General features: G+C 69.1%; 13 protein-coding genes. 7 read left to right on the forward strand and 6 right to left on the reverse strand.

Features of this window, described 5'->3' with window-relative positions; translation table 11 throughout:
* Positions 1-441 precede the first annotated feature (441 nt).
* Entirely contained in the window at positions 442-1,581 is a 1,140-nt protein-coding gene (locus WME90_RS04295) for an alpha/beta hydrolase family protein (RefSeq protein WP_437279783.1), read from the reverse strand.
* A gap of 569 nt (positions 1,582-2,150) precedes the next feature.
* Here WME90_RS04295 and WME90_RS04300 point away from each other — a divergent pair.
* The 4 genes from WME90_RS04300 to WME90_RS04315 all read left to right on the forward strand — a co-directional run bounded on the left by WME90_RS04300 (position 2,151) and on the right by WME90_RS04315 (position 5,931).
* Positions 2,151-2,858 carry a FadR/GntR family transcriptional regulator gene (locus tag WME90_RS04300; RefSeq protein ID WP_437279784.1) on the forward strand — a complete coding sequence of 236 codons (708 nt, stop codon included), beginning with the start codon at positions 2,151-2,153 and terminating at the stop codon, positions 2,856-2,858.
* On the forward strand, positions 2,855-4,237 hold the full coding sequence (locus WME90_RS04305; RefSeq protein ID WP_437279785.1) for an FAD-binding oxidoreductase: 1,383 nt from the start codon (positions 2,855-2,857) through the stop codon (positions 4,235-4,237). Before WME90_RS04300 ends, WME90_RS04305 begins: the two co-directional genes overlap by 4 nt.
* 24 nt (positions 4,238-4,261) lie before the next feature.
* Positions 4,262-5,239, forward strand: a complete 978-nt coding sequence (locus tag WME90_RS04310) for a sigma 54-interacting transcriptional regulator (RefSeq protein ID WP_437279786.1) — start codon at positions 4,262-4,264, stop codon at positions 5,237-5,239.
* Between the two features lie 236 nt (positions 5,240-5,475).
* Positions 5,476-5,931, forward strand: coding sequence for a DUF1003 domain-containing protein (locus WME90_RS04315; protein WP_437279787.1), 456 nt, complete (start codon positions 5,476-5,478; stop codon positions 5,929-5,931).
* 86 nt (positions 5,932-6,017) lie between these two features.
* Here the strand turns inward: WME90_RS04315 and WME90_RS04320 are convergent, their stop codons facing one another.
* Complete coding sequence (locus tag WME90_RS04320) at positions 6,018-6,611, reverse strand: hypothetical protein (protein ID WP_437279788.1); 594 nt, start codon at positions 6,609-6,611, stop codon at positions 6,018-6,020.
* 678 nt (positions 6,612-7,289) lie between these two features.
* On the opposite strand from WME90_RS04320, the gene WME90_RS04325 reads away from it, so the two are divergent.
* The 3 genes from WME90_RS04325 to WME90_RS04335 all read left to right on the forward strand — a co-directional run bounded on the left by WME90_RS04325 (position 7,290) and on the right by WME90_RS04335 (position 10,289).
* Positions 7,290-8,198 (forward strand): ABC transporter ATP-binding protein, encoded by a 909-nt coding sequence (locus WME90_RS04325; RefSeq protein WP_437279789.1) that lies wholly within the window; start codon positions 7,290-7,292, stop codon positions 8,196-8,198.
* 34 nt (positions 8,199-8,232) lie between these two features.
* Complete coding sequence (locus WME90_RS04330; RefSeq protein ID WP_437279790.1) at positions 8,233-9,072, forward strand: hypothetical protein; 840 nt, start codon at positions 8,233-8,235, stop codon at positions 9,070-9,072.
* Between the two features lie 80 nt (positions 9,073-9,152).
* Entirely contained in the window at positions 9,153-10,289 is a 1,137-nt protein-coding gene (locus WME90_RS04335; RefSeq protein WP_437279791.1) for a hypothetical protein, read from the forward strand.
* A 76-nt stretch (positions 10,290-10,365) separates the two neighbouring features.
* On the opposite strand, the gene WME90_RS04340 is transcribed toward WME90_RS04335, so the two are convergent.
* The 4 genes from WME90_RS04340 to WME90_RS04355 form a co-directional block, all read right to left on the reverse strand.
* Complete coding sequence (locus WME90_RS04340) at positions 10,366-10,752, reverse strand: VOC family protein (protein ID WP_437279792.1); 387 nt, start codon at positions 10,750-10,752, stop codon at positions 10,366-10,368.
* A gap of 53 nt (positions 10,753-10,805) precedes the next feature.
* Positions 10,806-11,249 (reverse strand): helix-turn-helix transcriptional regulator, encoded by a 444-nt coding sequence (locus tag WME90_RS04345; RefSeq protein ID WP_012233393.1) that lies wholly within the window; start codon positions 11,247-11,249, stop codon positions 10,806-10,808.
* A gap of 449 nt (positions 11,250-11,698) precedes the next feature.
* Positions 11,699-13,216: a M20/M25/M40 family metallo-hydrolase gene (locus tag WME90_RS04350; protein WP_437279793.1), complete on the reverse strand. Its 1,518-nt coding sequence runs from the start codon at positions 13,214-13,216 to the stop codon at positions 11,699-11,701.
* A gap of 242 nt (positions 13,217-13,458) precedes the next feature.
* Entirely contained in the window at positions 13,459-15,114 is a 1,656-nt protein-coding gene (locus tag WME90_RS04355; RefSeq protein WP_437279794.1) for a hypothetical protein, read from the reverse strand.
* Positions 15,115-15,148 lie beyond the last annotated feature (34 nt).

Below are 15,148 nucleotides of genomic sequence, written 5' to 3' on the forward strand. Positions count from 1 at the left end.
CGCGCAAGGCCGCCGAGCGAGCGAAGTACGAAGCATGGAAGGCGGCGGGACAGAACACGAAGAGCCGGCGCGCGAAGCTCCGAGCGATGCGGCTGCGAAAGGCGACCGTCCGCTCCAGGCAACACGCGGCGGGCCCTTGCGGGAACATCGGGTGCAAGCGCTGTAACCCGATAGCCGCGAACCTGGTCCCGGTTCGTCTCCTGCATCACACGGCAAGATAAGATCGAAAGGGGCGCTCGGAGAACGAGCGCCCCTTTCTCTTTGTGCGCCCGGCCGGGAATCGACGCAGGTGGGCGCCCGTTCGGGACAGCAGGCCTAGCTCTCCTCCCAGCCACGGTACCGCCGGGGGAGGGGCGTGCGCACGCACGCGCGTAGAAGCCCGAAGGAAAGGTCAGGGTTCACCACTACGAGCGAGCGGCGGAAAGTAGGCCGATCTCCGCTCTAGGGGAGATTGGCAGAAGAGATCTGCCAGGTCCTGTCGTTGCAGAAACGGCACCCCGCGCCGACGAGCATGCCCTTGCCGGTGGCCGACTGGTCGCCCTTGAGCCACCAGTTGAGCCACGCCAGGTTGACCTGAGTGAACTCGCCCCCGTTCCGAGCCCACAGATCGCCCCCATGGTCTGCGCCGACCTTGGCGAACATCATGACCGGGATATCACCCTGGGCGGCGATGTTCTCGAAGTCTCTCGCGCCGTTGGTATTCGCGCCCAGGCTATCCTTGGTGCCGGTGACGATCAACACGGGTGTGTGAATCGAGTTGTAGAAGGCCTGATTCACCGAGAAGGACCCGCTGCTCGTGTGTCCCCAGGTCGTCATTCGGGGATCTGCCGCAGTCCCCGCCGCCATCAAGCCGCCGCAGGAGAAGCCGTTCGCTCCGACCTTCGTGGTGTCGATACGATGGTAGTAGGCGCTGCAAGGCTTCTCGTTCTCGGCGATCACCCAGTCGATGTAGGCGAGCAGCACCTCGCCTCCGCCGCCGAGATCGCGGTTGGGCTCGCGGTTCTCCGGTGTCCCGTCCGCCACTACGAAGTAGCCATGCGAGGCGATTTCGGCCATGGCCGCCTCCGTCGCGAACCCGTCTCGCGAGCATCCGCCCTCCCCCCAGACGAAGATCGGATACTTGACGTCCCCACCGAGATCCGCCGGGCGGAAGATGGTGCCCTGGTTGATGCCCGGATCGGAGTTCGTCTCGACGACCACCTTATGAGGGCCGCTCCCCGACACGTTTCGAGCGACCGATCGTGACTCGGTGCACGTGCCGGTAAAGCCGCCGCCGGCGCCGCCCGAGCCTCCGTTCCCGCCCGCCGTTTCCCCGCCGCCGCCGCCGGCAGGCGCTCCTCCGCTCGCGCCGACAGAGCCGGAGGGCTCAGACCCTCCGGTGGTCGTCTGGGAGCTACCCGAGCCCGTAGGCCCTCCGGTGACACTCGCCTGCTCGCCGCCCGAGCCGCTCACGCTCTCGCCAGCGGACGTCGAGGCTCCGCCGCTCCCTCCGAGGTTGCCGTCGTCATTCGAGCCGTCGCAAGCGCCGACCAACATGCCCAGCGCCGCCAAAGTGAAAGCCCAATTCGATTTGCTCTTCATAGAGACCCCTTATTGCCTCGAGCGAGCGAAGAAAGCAGGCTCATCCGCCTTTCTCCGCGATTCGAGCCGCTGGCCGAGCCAGGCGTGACCCCGAGGCGTCGCTAAGCGCATCGTTGTACCTGAGCACCGCGGCATCAAATTCGATGTCTATCCAAGCTTGCCATCCTCCCGTGGTGCTGACGGGCCACATGTTCACAGGTCTTCAGGCGCCCCGCGGACCCCCACGGCACGCCGTCGATCGCCGTCGATCGCCGTCGATCGCCAAAGAAAAAGTACGTTTCTTCACAAAATTGTGAGCGTTCACAACGCGGATGTCAATTCCAATCGACCGGCCTGCTCCTGTCCCCGATCCCGAGCGAGGACGAGGATGGCGGGTCTCCTTCGGAGTGAGGCGTTCAGAGGGGGGCGCAGGATCGCGATCTTCGCCGGCCCGCTCGACTGGCGCGTAGGCGATCATGTGTGCGTTCACAATGTGCGGCGGGACGGAATGCTCTCGCGGCGCGGTGCGGGAAATTTTGTCTTGACGGCGAGGATCGCCGAACGTACGTTTGGTCTGACCAACGGACAGTATGACCAGCTCGCCCCGCTTCAAGACAGTGTCCCGTTCGGCGATCTACGTGGACGTCGCCGACCAGATCCGCGACGCGATCCTCAATCGCTCGCTCTCGTCAGGCGAGCGCCTGCCGCCCGAGCGCGAGCTCGCTCAGCAGTTCGGGGTCAGCCGCGCGACGATCCGCGAGGCGCTCCGCCACCTCCAGGCGCAGGGGCTGCTCGCATCTCGCGGCCGGACCTCCCCGATGCAGGCCGCGAGCCCTGACGCGGCGGTGGACCGCTTCTGCGAGGCGCTCACCCACGTGGTCCAGCTCCGGAATGTGTCGCTCCCCGACCTCATCGAGCTGCGCGTCGCGATCGAGACCGCCGCGATGACCCGCTCTGCGGCCGCGCCGGTCGCCGCTCACCTCGATGAGGCGCGCGCCGCGCTCGAGGAGATGGATCGGGTGCAGATCTCTCCCACCGATTTCTACGACGTCGATATCGCGTTCCACGCCGCGCTGGTCGCGGCCTCTGGCAACCAGGCGCTCTCCCTCGTGATGGTCGCGGTCAAGGACAGCATCCGGCTCCACCTCGAAGAGGCGCTGCGAGCGCGCTCGTTCGCGGCGATCCGCCCGCGGGTGGTCGAGGAGCACCGGGCGCTCCTGCGCGCGATCGAGCGCGGTAACGCGAAGTCGGCCGCGACGCTCCTCAGGGCGCACCTCTCGGAGTTCTACGGCACATGAACCCGCTCGACGAGCTCACACTCACCCTGCGCGATGGACTGGTGACGGATCGAGACGTCATGGAAGGGTATCGCCGCGATCAGGCCCTCTGGGCGCCTGGCGGCTGGCCCATCGCGGTGGCGCGGCCAGCCTCGACCGCCGAGGTACAGGCGCTGGCGCGGTGGGCGACAAAGCACCGTATCGCCCTGGTGCCGCGCGGCGCAGGGACCGGGGTGGCGGGCGGGGCGACCGCCACCGACGGCTGCGTGGTGGTGAGCTTCGAGCGCATGAACCGGATCCTCGCGATCGACGAGGCGGCCATGCTCGCCGTGGTCCAGCCGGGGGTGCTCAACGGCGAGCTCAAGGCCGCCGCGCACGAACGGGAGCTGTGGTATCCGCCCGACCCGTCGAGCTACGCCATCTCGACGATCGGCGGCAACGTCGCCACAAACGCCGGCGGCCTGTGCTGCGTGAAGTACGGTGTCACGTCCGATTACGTGCTCGGCCTCGAGGCGGTCCTCGCGGACGGGACGGTGCTCCGCACAGGCGGCCGGAGCCGCAAGGACGTCGCCGGCTACGATCTGACGCGGCTCCTGGTCGGCTCCGAGGGCACCCTCGCGCTGATCACCGAGATCACGCTGCGCTTGCGGCGGCGGCCCCCGCCGGCGACCACGCTGGTCGCGACGTTCGCGTCGCTCGAGGCCTCGGGGCGGGCGGTCGCGGCGATCGTCCGATCGGTCGACGCGTCGATGCTCGAGATCATGGACCGCACGGCCATCCGCGCCGTCGAGCGCTTCCGCCCGCTCGACCTCGACACCGAGGCTGCCGCGATGCTGATCGCGCAGAGCGACGCGCCCGGGTCCGCCGAGCTCTCCTGCATGCAGGCGGCCTGCGAGGCCGCCGGCGGGACGGTGGTCGCCACCACCGACGACGAGAGCGAGGGGCAGATGATGCTCACCGCGCGCCGCCTCGCGCTCACGGCGCTCGAGAAGCTCGGCACGGTGCTCGTCGACGACGTCGCCGTGCCGCTGCCGCAGCTGCCGGAGATGTTCCGTCGAATCGAGGCGATCGTCGCCGCGACGCAGACCACCGTCGCGACGGTGGCGCACGCGGGCGACGGCAACCTTCACCCGCTCGTCGTGTTCGATCGGAACGACGCCGCGGCCGAGGCGCGCGCGGTCGCGGCCTTCAACGAGGTGATGGCGCAGGCGCTCGAGCTCGGCGGCACGATCACCGGCGAGCACGGCGTCGGTACGCTCAAGCGCGGCCTCCTCATCCGCCAGCTCGGCGCGGCGTCGATCGCGCTGCACCGCCGCATCAAAGACGCCTTCGACCCGGGCGGCATCCTCAACCCCGGAAAGGTGATCGCGCCGCTCGGAACGACGAGAGAGGACGGCTGACCGAGCGTAGGAGGGCCGCAGGCCATGGATCGATTTACGCGTGCCGGCGAGCTGCTCGGCGCAAGCGAGCCGATTCGGCGGCTCAGGGGCGAGATCCAGAAATTCGGCGCCTCGACGCTCAACGTGCTCATCCAGGGCGAGAGCGGGACGGGGAAGGAGCTCGTCGCGCACTCGCTCCACGGCGCGTCCCCGCGCGCGGCGGGCAAGTTCGTCGCGCTCAACTGCGCCGCCATCCCGGAGTCGATGGTCGAGAGCGAGCTGTTCGGCCACGAAAAGGGCGCTTTCACGGGCGCTGTCGCGAAGAAGCTCGGCAGGTTCGCGCTGGCCCACGGCGGGACGCTGTTCCTCGACGAGATCGGCGATCTCAGCCTCGCCACGCAGGCCAGGCTCCTCCGCGCGCTCGAGCAGGGGGAGATCCTACCGCTCGGCGCCGAGGAGGCGGTGCGCGTGAGCGTGAGGGTCGTGTCGGCCACCCACAAGGACCTCGCCGGGGAGGGCGCGCATAGGTGGTTCCGCCGGGATCTCTATTACCGGCTCACCGGGGTGGAGCTCGCGGTGCCCCCGCTGCGGGAGCGCGGCGACGACATCGAGCTCCTCGCGCGGGCGCTCCTCAGGGCCGCGGCGTCGAGCGCGGGCAAGCGAGACATGGAGCTCACGCCGGCCGCAATCGCCGCCCTCAAGGCCCACGACTGGCCCGGCAACGTCCGGGAGCTTCGCAACGAGATGGAGAGAGCGGCCGTTCATACCGAGCTCCCGATCGTGGACCTGCACAACCTGAGCTCGCGGATCCGCAGGGACCCGAGAAAGGGGCCCGGATCGCGCGAGGGCCCGTCCCTGGCCGAGCGGTTCGCCGCGCTCAAGTCCACGGAGCGGGGGCTCATCGAGGAGGCGATCGAGGCGGCGCGCGGCAACCTGTCCGCGGCGGCGCGGCTGCTCGGGATCACGCGGGTCATGATCATGCGGCGCATCGTGCGGTTCGGACTCGCCCTCCGCGACGGGTGAGCAGGCGCGGCGCCAGGCCGGGAATCCGAGGCCGAGGCGATGCACGATGTTCCGCTGGCGCGCGCCGGGCCTGCGCGCAGCGTCGCCCCCGCCGGGGACGGCTCGGGTCGTGCCCTGGGGCGAAACTTGCATCCCGCATGGCCCCGATGGAGCGGAATCGACGCGACGCGAACGGGAGCGAGCTGAACAACCTGGTCCGACGCAACATAGAGACCCTGATCTCCGTACGAGAGAAGATGGAGAGCCGGAAGACCCATCAAGAGGTCGTGGCTGACGCGATCACCCGCTTCGCGGGGAGCATGCCTTTCGTCTATATCCATGCTCTCCTGTTCGGGGGCTGGATCCTTGTGAACATGGGCATCGTCCCCGTGATCCGGCCCTTCGACCCGTTCCCCTTCGTGATGCTGGCGATGATCGCGTCGGTCGAGGCGATCTTCCTGTCGACCTTCGTGCTCATCAGCCAGAACCGGATGCAGGCGCTCGCAGACAAACGGGCTGATCTGGATCTCCAGATCAACCTCCTCGCCGAGCACGAGGTCACGCGCTTGATCGGCCTCGTGGACGACATCGCTCGTCATCTCGGTATCACCAGCGGACAGGACGCAAGCTTGGACGAGTTGAAGAAGGATGTCCGGCCCGAAGCGGTGATCGAGGAAATGGATCGGGCCGCGCGCGGTAGGTCCGGCACGTGACGCCGCGTGAGCTCTAGAGCGCGCTGAGCTTCACGGAGCCAGGGCAGCGAGGCGTGGGCGTCGCGTCAAGCTCGGCGCCGCCGCGATCACAGCCCGGTGTAGATGGTGGCGAACGAGGCCGCCTCGCCGCGGAGCAGCAGGCTGAGCCGCGGGTTAGGCACCTTGAAGGTGTGAATCTTGGCGTTTCGTACGTCGAGCACCGCGAAGGCGCCGCCCGGCGTGCTCTCCGCGAGCCCGTTCATGAGCAGGTTCAGCACGACCGAGACGCGCTTGGACGACAGCGGCTCGCCGCGGAAATACATCTTGATGACGTGGGGCGTCCCATCGATGACGAGCCCGAGCTCCGGATTGACGTTGATCTCGAGATCCCCGAGGCGGTACGTCGACGTCGGCGGCTCGAACCACGTCATCTTCGCCGAGGCGAGGAACTTGCGATATCCATTCACCACCGACGGGTAGATGCGGCGGCGCCGCTCGTCGTGCTGGGCGGCGAGGAAGCCGTCGAGCACGCTGGTGGGCTTTCCGCTCCTGTGCATATCGACGATCGCCTCTCGCACCTGCCTGTAAAAGTCCGTGTAGAGCTCGTCCTTCCGTTCCTTGAACTCCCTGACGCCGGTCAGCTTGGGCGTGCCGGCCTTGAGGACGAAGTCGACAAAGTACGTGAGCGAGATCTTTTCCATGAAGTCTCCTGCAAAACGAAGCATTCCGGCGCGCCATTGACACGCGTCGAGCGAGAGACACGCCGTCGCGCCGCGTCCTTGGTGTCTACCATGGATAGTCATCTTCGACCCGTCGGGAAAGGGATCGGTCGGACGGACATTGTCCCAACCTGTCGAGGGCGGACGGATGCGCCGTGGGTCAAAAAAGTCTTGTGATTACGTGTTGTTGCGTGAATCGTCGCGCGTGCTTCACCCGGCGGCGCGGGGCTCGTCCCGGCCTCGCGAGCGGCCATGTCGAGAGGAGGCGCGCGCCGCGAAGGTAATCGACAGAATCCAGCTGTTGTCCAGGGGATCTCCTGTGGAGAACCCCTGTGGAGAACTGGAGAGGAGGGGGCGTGATCGAGGCGTGGACCCGGTCGGACATGGTCTGTCATAACCACGTGCTCCTTGGCGCTTGACGCTGCCCGCGGGCGGAGGATGGGGCCGGAACGCCCCCGGAGCGTCTGGACTTCCCGCCCCCTCACGATGTGTTTGGCGCTGCTCTGAGCCTGTGTTTCGAGGTTGGCTCAGCACGCGCCTGGTCGCGCCGTCGCGACTGAAGGATTCCTGCTCCGCTCTCCCTCGCCTCGGGCATTCCACTTGCGTGCGGCGGTCGGCCGGCCAGACTACGCGGCCGTGCTCGCCATCGAAGCGTCCTCCGTGAGGAAGGTCTACCGCGGCTTTTTCCGCAGAAGCGGCGGACAGACGGCGCTCGCGGGCCTCGACATCGCCATCCGGCGCGGCGCCGCGTTCGGGCTCATCGGCCTCAACGGCGCGGGCAAGACGACGTTCATCAAGACGCTGCTCGGCGTCGTGCGCCCCACGAGCGGCACCGTGCGCGTGCTCGGCGGCGAGCCGGAGGACCCGGACGTGCGCGCCAGGATCGGGTACCTGCCGGAGCGGCTCTTCTTGCCCAGCGCGTTCACGCCGCGGCAGTTCCTCGCGAGCGTGGCCCGCATGAAGCGCGCCTCGCAGGGCGAGGGCGCGCTTCGCGCGCTGGTCGAGAGGGTAGGGCTCGGCGCCGACGCGGACCGCAAGATCGGCGGGTTCTCGAAGGGGATGCGGCAGCGCCTCGGGCTCGCCGCGGCCCTGCTCGGGCAGCCGGAGCTCCTCGTGCTCGACGAGCCCACCGACGGCGTCGACCCGCTCGGCCGCGCCGAGATCCGCAGGATCCTGGGCGAAGAGCGCGCGCGGGGGGCGACCTTGTTCCTGAACTCGCACCTCTTGTCGGAGACCGAGCGCGTCTGCGACCGCATCGGCATCCTCGCGGGCGGGCGGCTCGTGCGCGAGGGCGCGCTCGTCGAGCTGTGCGGCAGCGAGACGGCGTACCGCGTGCGGTTCGCGGACGGCGTCGACGCGGCGAGGGTCGCCGCGCTCGGGTTCCGTCCGGTGGACGGGGAGGGCGGGTGGCGCCTCGACGCCGAGAGCCCGGCGGCGCTCAACGAGGCGCTCGATCAGGCGCGGCGCGCCGGCGCCCTGCTCGTCGAGCTGTCGCGGGACCTGCGCGATCTGGAGGACGTGCTGGCCGAGGCGCTGGGCGCGGGCGGCGCCCGCGGGGGCGCGGCGTGAAGGCGGCGCTGACCGTCGCCGGCGGAGGCGCGGCGTGAAGGCGGCGCTGACCGTCGCCGGCGACCTCCTGCGCGAGGCCTCGTCGCGGAGGTGGTTCCTCGCCCTCGGGATCGGCGTCACGATGGCGCTCGTGGTGGTCGGGAGCGCGCTGCAGCTCGAGGTGGTGGACGGCGCCCTCGCGGCGACGCGGCTCTTCGGCAAGGAGGTCGGCCGCGGAGAGATCCGCTCGGTCGACGTCGCGCTCCGCTACGTGGGCCGCGCCCTGGCGTACGTGCTGTTTTACGGGGGGCTCGCGTTCGGGATCGTCTCCTGCGCCGATTTCGGCCCGAGCCTCCTGGCGCCGGGGCGCATCGAGCACCTGCTCTCGCTTCCCGTGCGGCGGTTCGAGCTCTTGCTCGGCACGTTCCTCGGCGTGCTCGCGCTCTCGCTCGTCAGCACGCTGTACGGCGCCGTCGGGATCACGCTGATCTTCGGCGTGAGGGCGGGCGTGTGGATCGCGAGCCCGATCGTGGCGGCGCTGCTCGCGAGCGCGACGTTCGCCGGCATCTACGGGGCGATGCTCACGGTCGCCGTGATGGTGCGGAGCGCCGCCCTGTCCGCGGCGGTGGGGATCGCGCTGTTCTTCCTCGGCATCGTCGCGGGGTACCGCGAGCAGCTCGACTCGTTCTTCGAGCCTGGCCTGGCCCGCGGGGCCTTCCGCGCGGCGACGCTCGCGCTGCCGCGGGTGTCGGCGCTCGCCGACGCGTCGGCGGATATCGCGGTGGCGACGGCGATCAAGGGGGACGTGCTCGCCAGCCAGGTGGCCGGGCTGCTCGTCTTCGGCCTGGCCGCGCTCGCGCTGGGCATCCACGTGTTCGAAGAGAAGGATTTCTAGGGTGAAGCGGCGATGCTCGACGAGGCAGTGAGCGATCGAGATCGGCAGCTCCGCGCCGCGACGGCGGGGGTGACGACCCGATGAGACCGACGAAGAGGCGGGGCGTGTGGCTCGCGGCGGCGATGGTCCTGCTCGCGCTCGCCGCGTGGCTGATGTCGCGCGGTGACAAGGAGAAGCCCGCGGTCCGGCCCCGGAAGATCGAGTTTCCGCGCCATCCGAAGCAGGCAGAGTGGGAGCGCGCCAGCCGTCGCCGCACGCTGCCGCCGCTGACCGCGCCGCCGCCCGGCGTCGAAGCGCCGCAATGGAAGCGCGACCCGGTGCTCGCCGCCTTGCCCGCCGATCCGAAGCGCTCGGCCATGGTGTTCGAGATCGAGGCGCTCAAAGAGTCGCCGATCATGCAGATATGGCTCGATTGCATGCTGTCGCGCGGCGAGGAGCGCGCCGGCCTCGCGCGCTTGAAGGACCGATACGGGATCGACGTGCTGGAAGACGTGGAGCGCATCGCCACGTCGAGCACGGGGCTCATGGTGCTCCAGGGATCGTTCGAGGGCGCCAAATTCGAGCGCGAGCGATGGAGCACGCGGACGTACGGTGAGAAAGGCATCCTCTACGAGGAAAAGGACACGGGCAGGGTCGTCGCGACGTGGGGGCCCGACCTCCTGCTCGCGGACCCACGGGCCGAGCCCGGTCTCGTCGAGGATGCGATCGATCGACTCGAATCGACCGATCCCACGCAGGGATCCATCCTTCAGGAACATCAGGCCTACAGCGACGTGTATGGAGTGCTCTCGCCCGACGATCTCTCGAACATGCTGCCGTCGGATCAGGATCAGCTCGCCGAGCGGATCCGCGAGACCGTCGAGCGGGTGGAGATCCACATCGACGCCTCGGAGGACGTCGCCGTCGTCGCCGAGGTCGCCGGCCCCGCCGGCCAGGAGATGAAGGATCTGTCGAGGCTGTTCGGCGCCGCGCTCTCCATGGGGCGGCTCAACGCGAAGCGCGAAGGCCGCGACGAGCTCGCCGAGCTGCTCGACTACGCGAAGGTGGAGACGCAGGCGCGGCGCCCTCCCTGGGAGAGCAAGCCGGAGGAGCAACGCTTCTCGGTCGACGTGGCGCTGCCCGTCGAGCTGCTGAAGAACCTCGGCCCGTGTCGTCGAGACCGGAGAGATCCAGACCGCGACGTCGAGCCCGAGCCCGAACCAGCGCCACCGCGGTGACGCGTGGACTACCACACGCGCCGCTCGTCCCTGGGCGACACCCTGCCAGGGTGGTGACGGCCTTGGCGGCGCGATATCAGAGCGGCTGGTAAAGCTGGATCAGGTTTCCGCAGGTGTCTGAGAACACCGCGATCATGACCGGGCCCATCGGCGTGGGCTCCTGGGTGAACGCGACCTGGTGCTCCCTGAGGCGCGCGAACTCGGCCTTGACGTCCGACACCTCGAACGCGGTGAGCGGGATGCCCTGTGCGAACATCGCCTGCTGGAACGTCTTCGCCGCCGGGTTGGCGTTCGGCTCCAGCACGAGCTCCACGTCGTCGGGACCCTCCGGCGACACGACGGTGATCCACCGGTACTCGCCGACCGGGAAGTCGCTCTTCTTCTTGAAGCCGAGCACCTCCGTGTAGAACTTGAGCGCTCGCTCCTGGTCCTCGACCATGATGCTGTTGAGCTTGATCCTCATCGATCGCCTCGCTGTGCTGATGGTTCGGGCCGACTCTGCCAGGGCCGCCCGGCTCACGCTTCTCGAAAACTGCGAAACGCGCCCGGCGGCAGCCGGCCCATCAGGGTGAGACAGCCGGGGACGAGCTCCCACGGGAGCCTCCCCGGCACCTGGACCATCGCGCGCACGCGGCGCCGGTACGCCGACGGCGGCACGCCGATCCGCTGCGCGAACAGCGCGCTGAAGCTGCCGAGGCTGGAGAACCCGACCTCCATGCACACATCGGTCACCGAGTGGTGCCCAGCTGCCAGGAGCTGCTTGGCCAGATCAAGGCGCCGCCGGATGCGGTACTGGTGCGGGGTCACGCCGAACACCGCCTCGAACTGCCGGATGAAGTGATAGGGCGAGATCGCCACCTCGCGCGCCACATCCTCGATCGACAGCCTCGACTCGCGCACCTCGGAGAGCAGGTCCCGCGCCCGGCAGAGGTTCCTCAGCGCGTCGTGTCCCAGCAGCATCGCCGGCGACCACGATAGGGCGTGGCGGCGGCTGGCTCAAGTGATCCCACCGGAGGGGAGCGCGCGCTCCACCGTCTGTGGGGCCGGCCGCCTCGTCGATCGTGGCCGACGTCGGCGAGCGCACGCTCGACGGGTTTCGACGCCTCCACTTCTGCGACGTCATCGCGGGCGCCGCGTTCGACGAGCAGCGCTAGAACACCGATCACATTACAGTCTTGGGGAAATCAAGAGAAGAGAAGCAAAACCGCAAGGGCGCGAGGGGCGCAAGGGGAAGACTGGAAACTATCTCATCTCTCATCTGTTGCGCCCCTTGCGTCCTTGCGGTTTTTCTCTTTCCCTCATTCCCTTGTCCATGGAGCTTGCTCTCCGGGGGATCGTCGGGTTTGGCAACCCATTGAATTTATACGAATTGCAACCTGCTCGTCGTTCTAGGAGGAGCCGAGCGCGTGTTAGAGGGCGAAGAGGAAATCGACGAAGGAGCGGGTCGCGCCGTCGAGGCCGAGGTACTTCTTGCCGGCGGCGGGGTCGATGACGAAGTATTCGTCCTTGGCGTGAGCGCCTGAGCCGTGGCCGAGGCCGACGTGGCCGGCGGGGAGCTCGAGCGGCTTTCCCGTGAAGAGGTAGCCGGGCCAGGAGCCGCCGAGGCGCGGCCAGATCACCGGGTCGAGGCCGGCGGCCCTGTAGACGGCGAGCTGGGTCTGGATGGGCCGCGCGTCGAGCGCGGTGTCCGTCGGGTCGTAGCTGCCGATGTTCTTGATCGCGATGTCCTTGAAGCCGCGCTTGTCGAGGTGCTTGCGCAGCTTGGCGAGCACGTCCTTGGCCGTCATGTCGGGCACCAGCCGGATATCCATCTTGGCGAAGGCGCGGTGAGGCAGGATGGTCTTGGAGCCCTCGCCGATGTAGCCGGCGTAAAGGCCGTCGATGTTCACCGACGGGCGCGAGACGTAGCGCTCGAGCATGGCGCGCTCGTCGAGGTCGTTCACCCACCTATCGACCTTGAAGACCTTCTTCCAGTCGGCCTCGTCCCAGCGCGCCGACAGGTCGTCGAGCAGCTTCTTTTGCAGGCTGGAGACCGGGCGCACGGCGTCGGTCAGGCCGTCGATCATCGGCTCGTTGCCGTCCGCCGAGACCAGCGTGCCGAGCGCCTGCACAAGCCGCCAGACCGGGCTGTCGACGACCACCTTCATGCTGGAGTGGATCTCCCCGTCGCGCGGGCCGCGCCCCCACGCCTCGCCGCTCGCCGTGAGCTCGACGTAGACGATGCCCTTCGCGCCCAGCGCGAGGTTGACCGTGCCGGACAGCGATTGCTGCGCCGACGGCATCATCACGCCCTGGCATCGCTCGAGCGCCTTCAGCACCTCTTCGTTCCACACGACCTGCGAGAAGTGCGGCGAGCCGAGCTCCTCTTCTCCTTCGGCGACCACCACCAGGTTGACAGGCAGCTTCAAGCCGGCGGCGCGCACCGCGTGCAGCGCGGCCAGGAACGCTCCCTGAGGCCCCTTCTCGTTGACCGCGCCGCGCCCCACGATGACCTTGCCGACATCCGCCTTGTCGACCAGCTTGGCGGCGAAGGGGGGCGAGGACCACTCGCTCTCTTCCACCGGCTGTACGTCGTACATGAAATAGAATCCCATGGTCTGGTCCGCGCCGGCGTCGAGCGTCGCGAAGATGCCCGGATGTCCGTCGGTCTTCATCTTCTTGACCGTGCCGAAGCCGGCGTCGCGCAGGAGCTCCATCGTGAGGTCGCAGCACTCGGCGATGCCGACGTTCTGCGCCGAGATCGACGGTTGCTGGATCCAGCGCTGGATGCGCTCGATCGACTGCCTCTTCTGCTCGGCGATCTTGCGGTACACCGGCGAGAGGTCGACGGCCTTGCCGTTCGCGCCCTTGGCGAGGCGGGGAAACGAGGCCAGCGCTCCGGCGGCCGCGGCGCCGGTGATGAAGGTGCGGCGATCGATGTCCAACATGGCGCGCAGCTTAATGCGCGCTGGCCGGGAGCGGTCCTCCCCTGCATTCGTGGACACCGCCGATGGTCCGAGAGGGCAGGGATGGGAAGGAGAAAGAGGAGGGCGTTCAGCCCGGGATCAAGGCGGAGTCGGTACGGCTGGCGACGGCGGGGGAGCAGCCCGTCGCTGCCACGGCGTGCTCGTCGATGAGGACTCGCACCGAAGCCTCGATAGTGTCGATGAGCCGGGCTCACACCCGAGGGTCACTGCTGGCGGGTGCGCTTCTGCGCCAGGCCTTCGAGCCGCCTCACGTGTTCGAGAGCCTCGTCCTCGCGGCCGAGATCGTGCAATGCCTTGGCTCGAAGGAGGAGCGACGCGGGGAGCGCATCGTCGCGGCGCGCCTCGGGCTCGAGCAGGCGGGCCGCTTCTGCGGAATCAGCGCGGCGAAGCGCGACGGCGGCGAGGTTGTGGGCGATCTGGCGCTTCTCCCGGTCGTCGCTGGAGCGCTCGAGGGCGGACATCCAGACGGCGCGAGCGTCGGCCCACCGCTCTTGAGCGAAGCGCACCGCGCCGAGGTTTTGGAGCGCCGCGAGCTCGTCGGCGTAGGAGAGATAGTCGGCGACGGGCGACGCGGCGCGCTCATAACGCGAAGCCGCCGCCTCCCAGTCACGCGCGTTCCGAGCCACCTCGCCGAGGAAGAACTGCCCCTCGCGGCACGCGGGCTCGCGGCTCACCTCCGGCGCCCAGAGGCGCGCATCGCTCGCATACCTTCGGCCTTCGCGCAGCGAGAGCGCCGCGAAGGGCACGCCGAGGACAAGGACCAGAGCCGAGAGGCGAAGGCCGTGGCGGTCGGCCGCTCCGGCGAGGAGCATCGCGCCGAACGCGAGCGGAACGTAGAGGTAATGGGGCGACCACCAGCGCATGATCGGGACGAGCTGGAGCGACGGAACGAGAGCGAGCGCGAAGAGCCACGCAACGCTCCGCCGGCGCGCGGCGAGCACGGCGACGCCACCGAGCACGGCGGCGCCGAGGAGGGCCGAGAAGCTCGCCGTGCGGGTGATCCGGAACGCGTCACAGATGCTCTGGTCGAGCGGGACGAGCAGCGCCAGGGCGCTTTTCCCGAGCGCAGCGAGCCTCGTGCCGACGCTCTCGTCCAGCGGCAGCGCGGGATGTGTTGCCCGGAAGTGGGGCGCATAGAGCAGGCGAAGGCCGGTGGCGGCGGCGAACGCGACGCCCTCCGCTGCGAGCAGGCGCAGGTGCGCTGCGCCCTCGGCAGAGGGGGCCTGGGGGAGCGGCCCGGTGTGCCGGGCGGCTTCCCCATCGGCCGCGGAGCCGCCGTCCCGATGTCGGCAGGCAGAGAGCGCCAGGACGAACAGCGGACCAAGCAGCCACGCGGTCTCCTTCGTGAGCGCCCCGGCGAAGAGCGCCGCGGCCGCGAGAGCGGGTTTTTGCGCCTTGTGCGCGGCGACGAGCGTGAGGAGGAAGACCGCGATCATCGCCTCGGAGCGGAATGCGATCGCGGAAGCGACAAGGGACGTCGTCGGATGCACCGCGAAGAGCAGCCCGGCCGCCAGCGCCGCTCGGGGCGAGAGGCCGAGGGCCCGCGCCGCCACGGTGGTCATGACCGACGCGAGCGCATGCCAGCCGAGCGTGACCGCGTGGAAGAAGGCGGGCGTCTTCGACACGGCCGCGTCGATGGAGAGCGACAGCGCCATGAGCGGCCGGTAGAAGCTGGTATCCGCAAAACCCCGGGTGAACAGCCCGGGCCATCCGGAGGGCGCGGCGAGCGCGCGCCCCTCACCGAGGTGTGCGTGATCGAGCCAGACGTAGCCGCCGCCGAGGGCCGTCGCGTGGGCGGCGGCGGCCAGCGCGGCGACGGCGAGGAGCCCGCGGCGGCCGGTGGAGAGCTCGCGCAACATGCGTCGAAACTAGGATCGGGAGACCCGGCGGGCG

Source organism: Sorangium sp. So ce375 (assembly GCF_051473855.1).
Lineage (GTDB): Bacteria > Myxococcota_A > Polyangia > Polyangiales > Polyangiaceae > Sorangium.

Coding starts and splice junctions, on each gene's coding strand:
- WME90_RS04315 (WP_437279787.1), top strand. CDS start 5,476: ATGGAGAGCCGGAAGACCCATCAAGAGGTCGTGGCTGACGCGATCACC.
- WME90_RS04300 (WP_437279784.1), top strand. CDS start 2,151: ATGACCAGCTCGCCCCGCTTCAAGACAGTGTCCCGTTCGGCGATCTAC.
- WME90_RS04340 (WP_437279792.1), bottom strand. CDS start 10,752: ATGAGGATCAAGCTCAACAGCATCATGGTCGAGGACCAGGAGCGAGCG.
- WME90_RS04310 (WP_437279786.1), top strand. CDS start 4,262: ATGGATCGATTTACGCGTGCCGGCGAGCTGCTCGGCGCAAGCGAGCCG.
- WME90_RS04295 (WP_437279783.1), bottom strand. CDS start 1,581: ATGAAGAGCAAATCGAATTGGGCTTTCACTTTGGCGGCGCTGGGCATG.
- WME90_RS04345 (WP_012233393.1), bottom strand. CDS start 11,249: ATGCTGCTGGGACACGACGCGCTGAGGAACCTCTGCCGGGCGCGGGAC.
- WME90_RS04350 (WP_437279793.1), bottom strand. CDS start 13,216: ATGTTGGACATCGATCGCCGCACCTTCATCACCGGCGCCGCGGCCGCC.
- WME90_RS04355 (WP_437279794.1), bottom strand. CDS start 15,114: ATGTTGCGCGAGCTCTCCACCGGCCGCCGCGGGCTCCTCGCCGTCGCC.
- WME90_RS04335 (WP_437279791.1), top strand. CDS start 9,153: ATGAGACCGACGAAGAGGCGGGGCGTGTGGCTCGCGGCGGCGATGGTC.
- WME90_RS04305 (WP_437279785.1), top strand. CDS start 2,855: ATGAACCCGCTCGACGAGCTCACACTCACCCTGCGCGATGGACTGGTG.
- WME90_RS04320 (WP_437279788.1), bottom strand. CDS start 6,611: ATGGAAAAGATCTCGCTCACGTACTTTGTCGACTTCGTCCTCAAGGCC.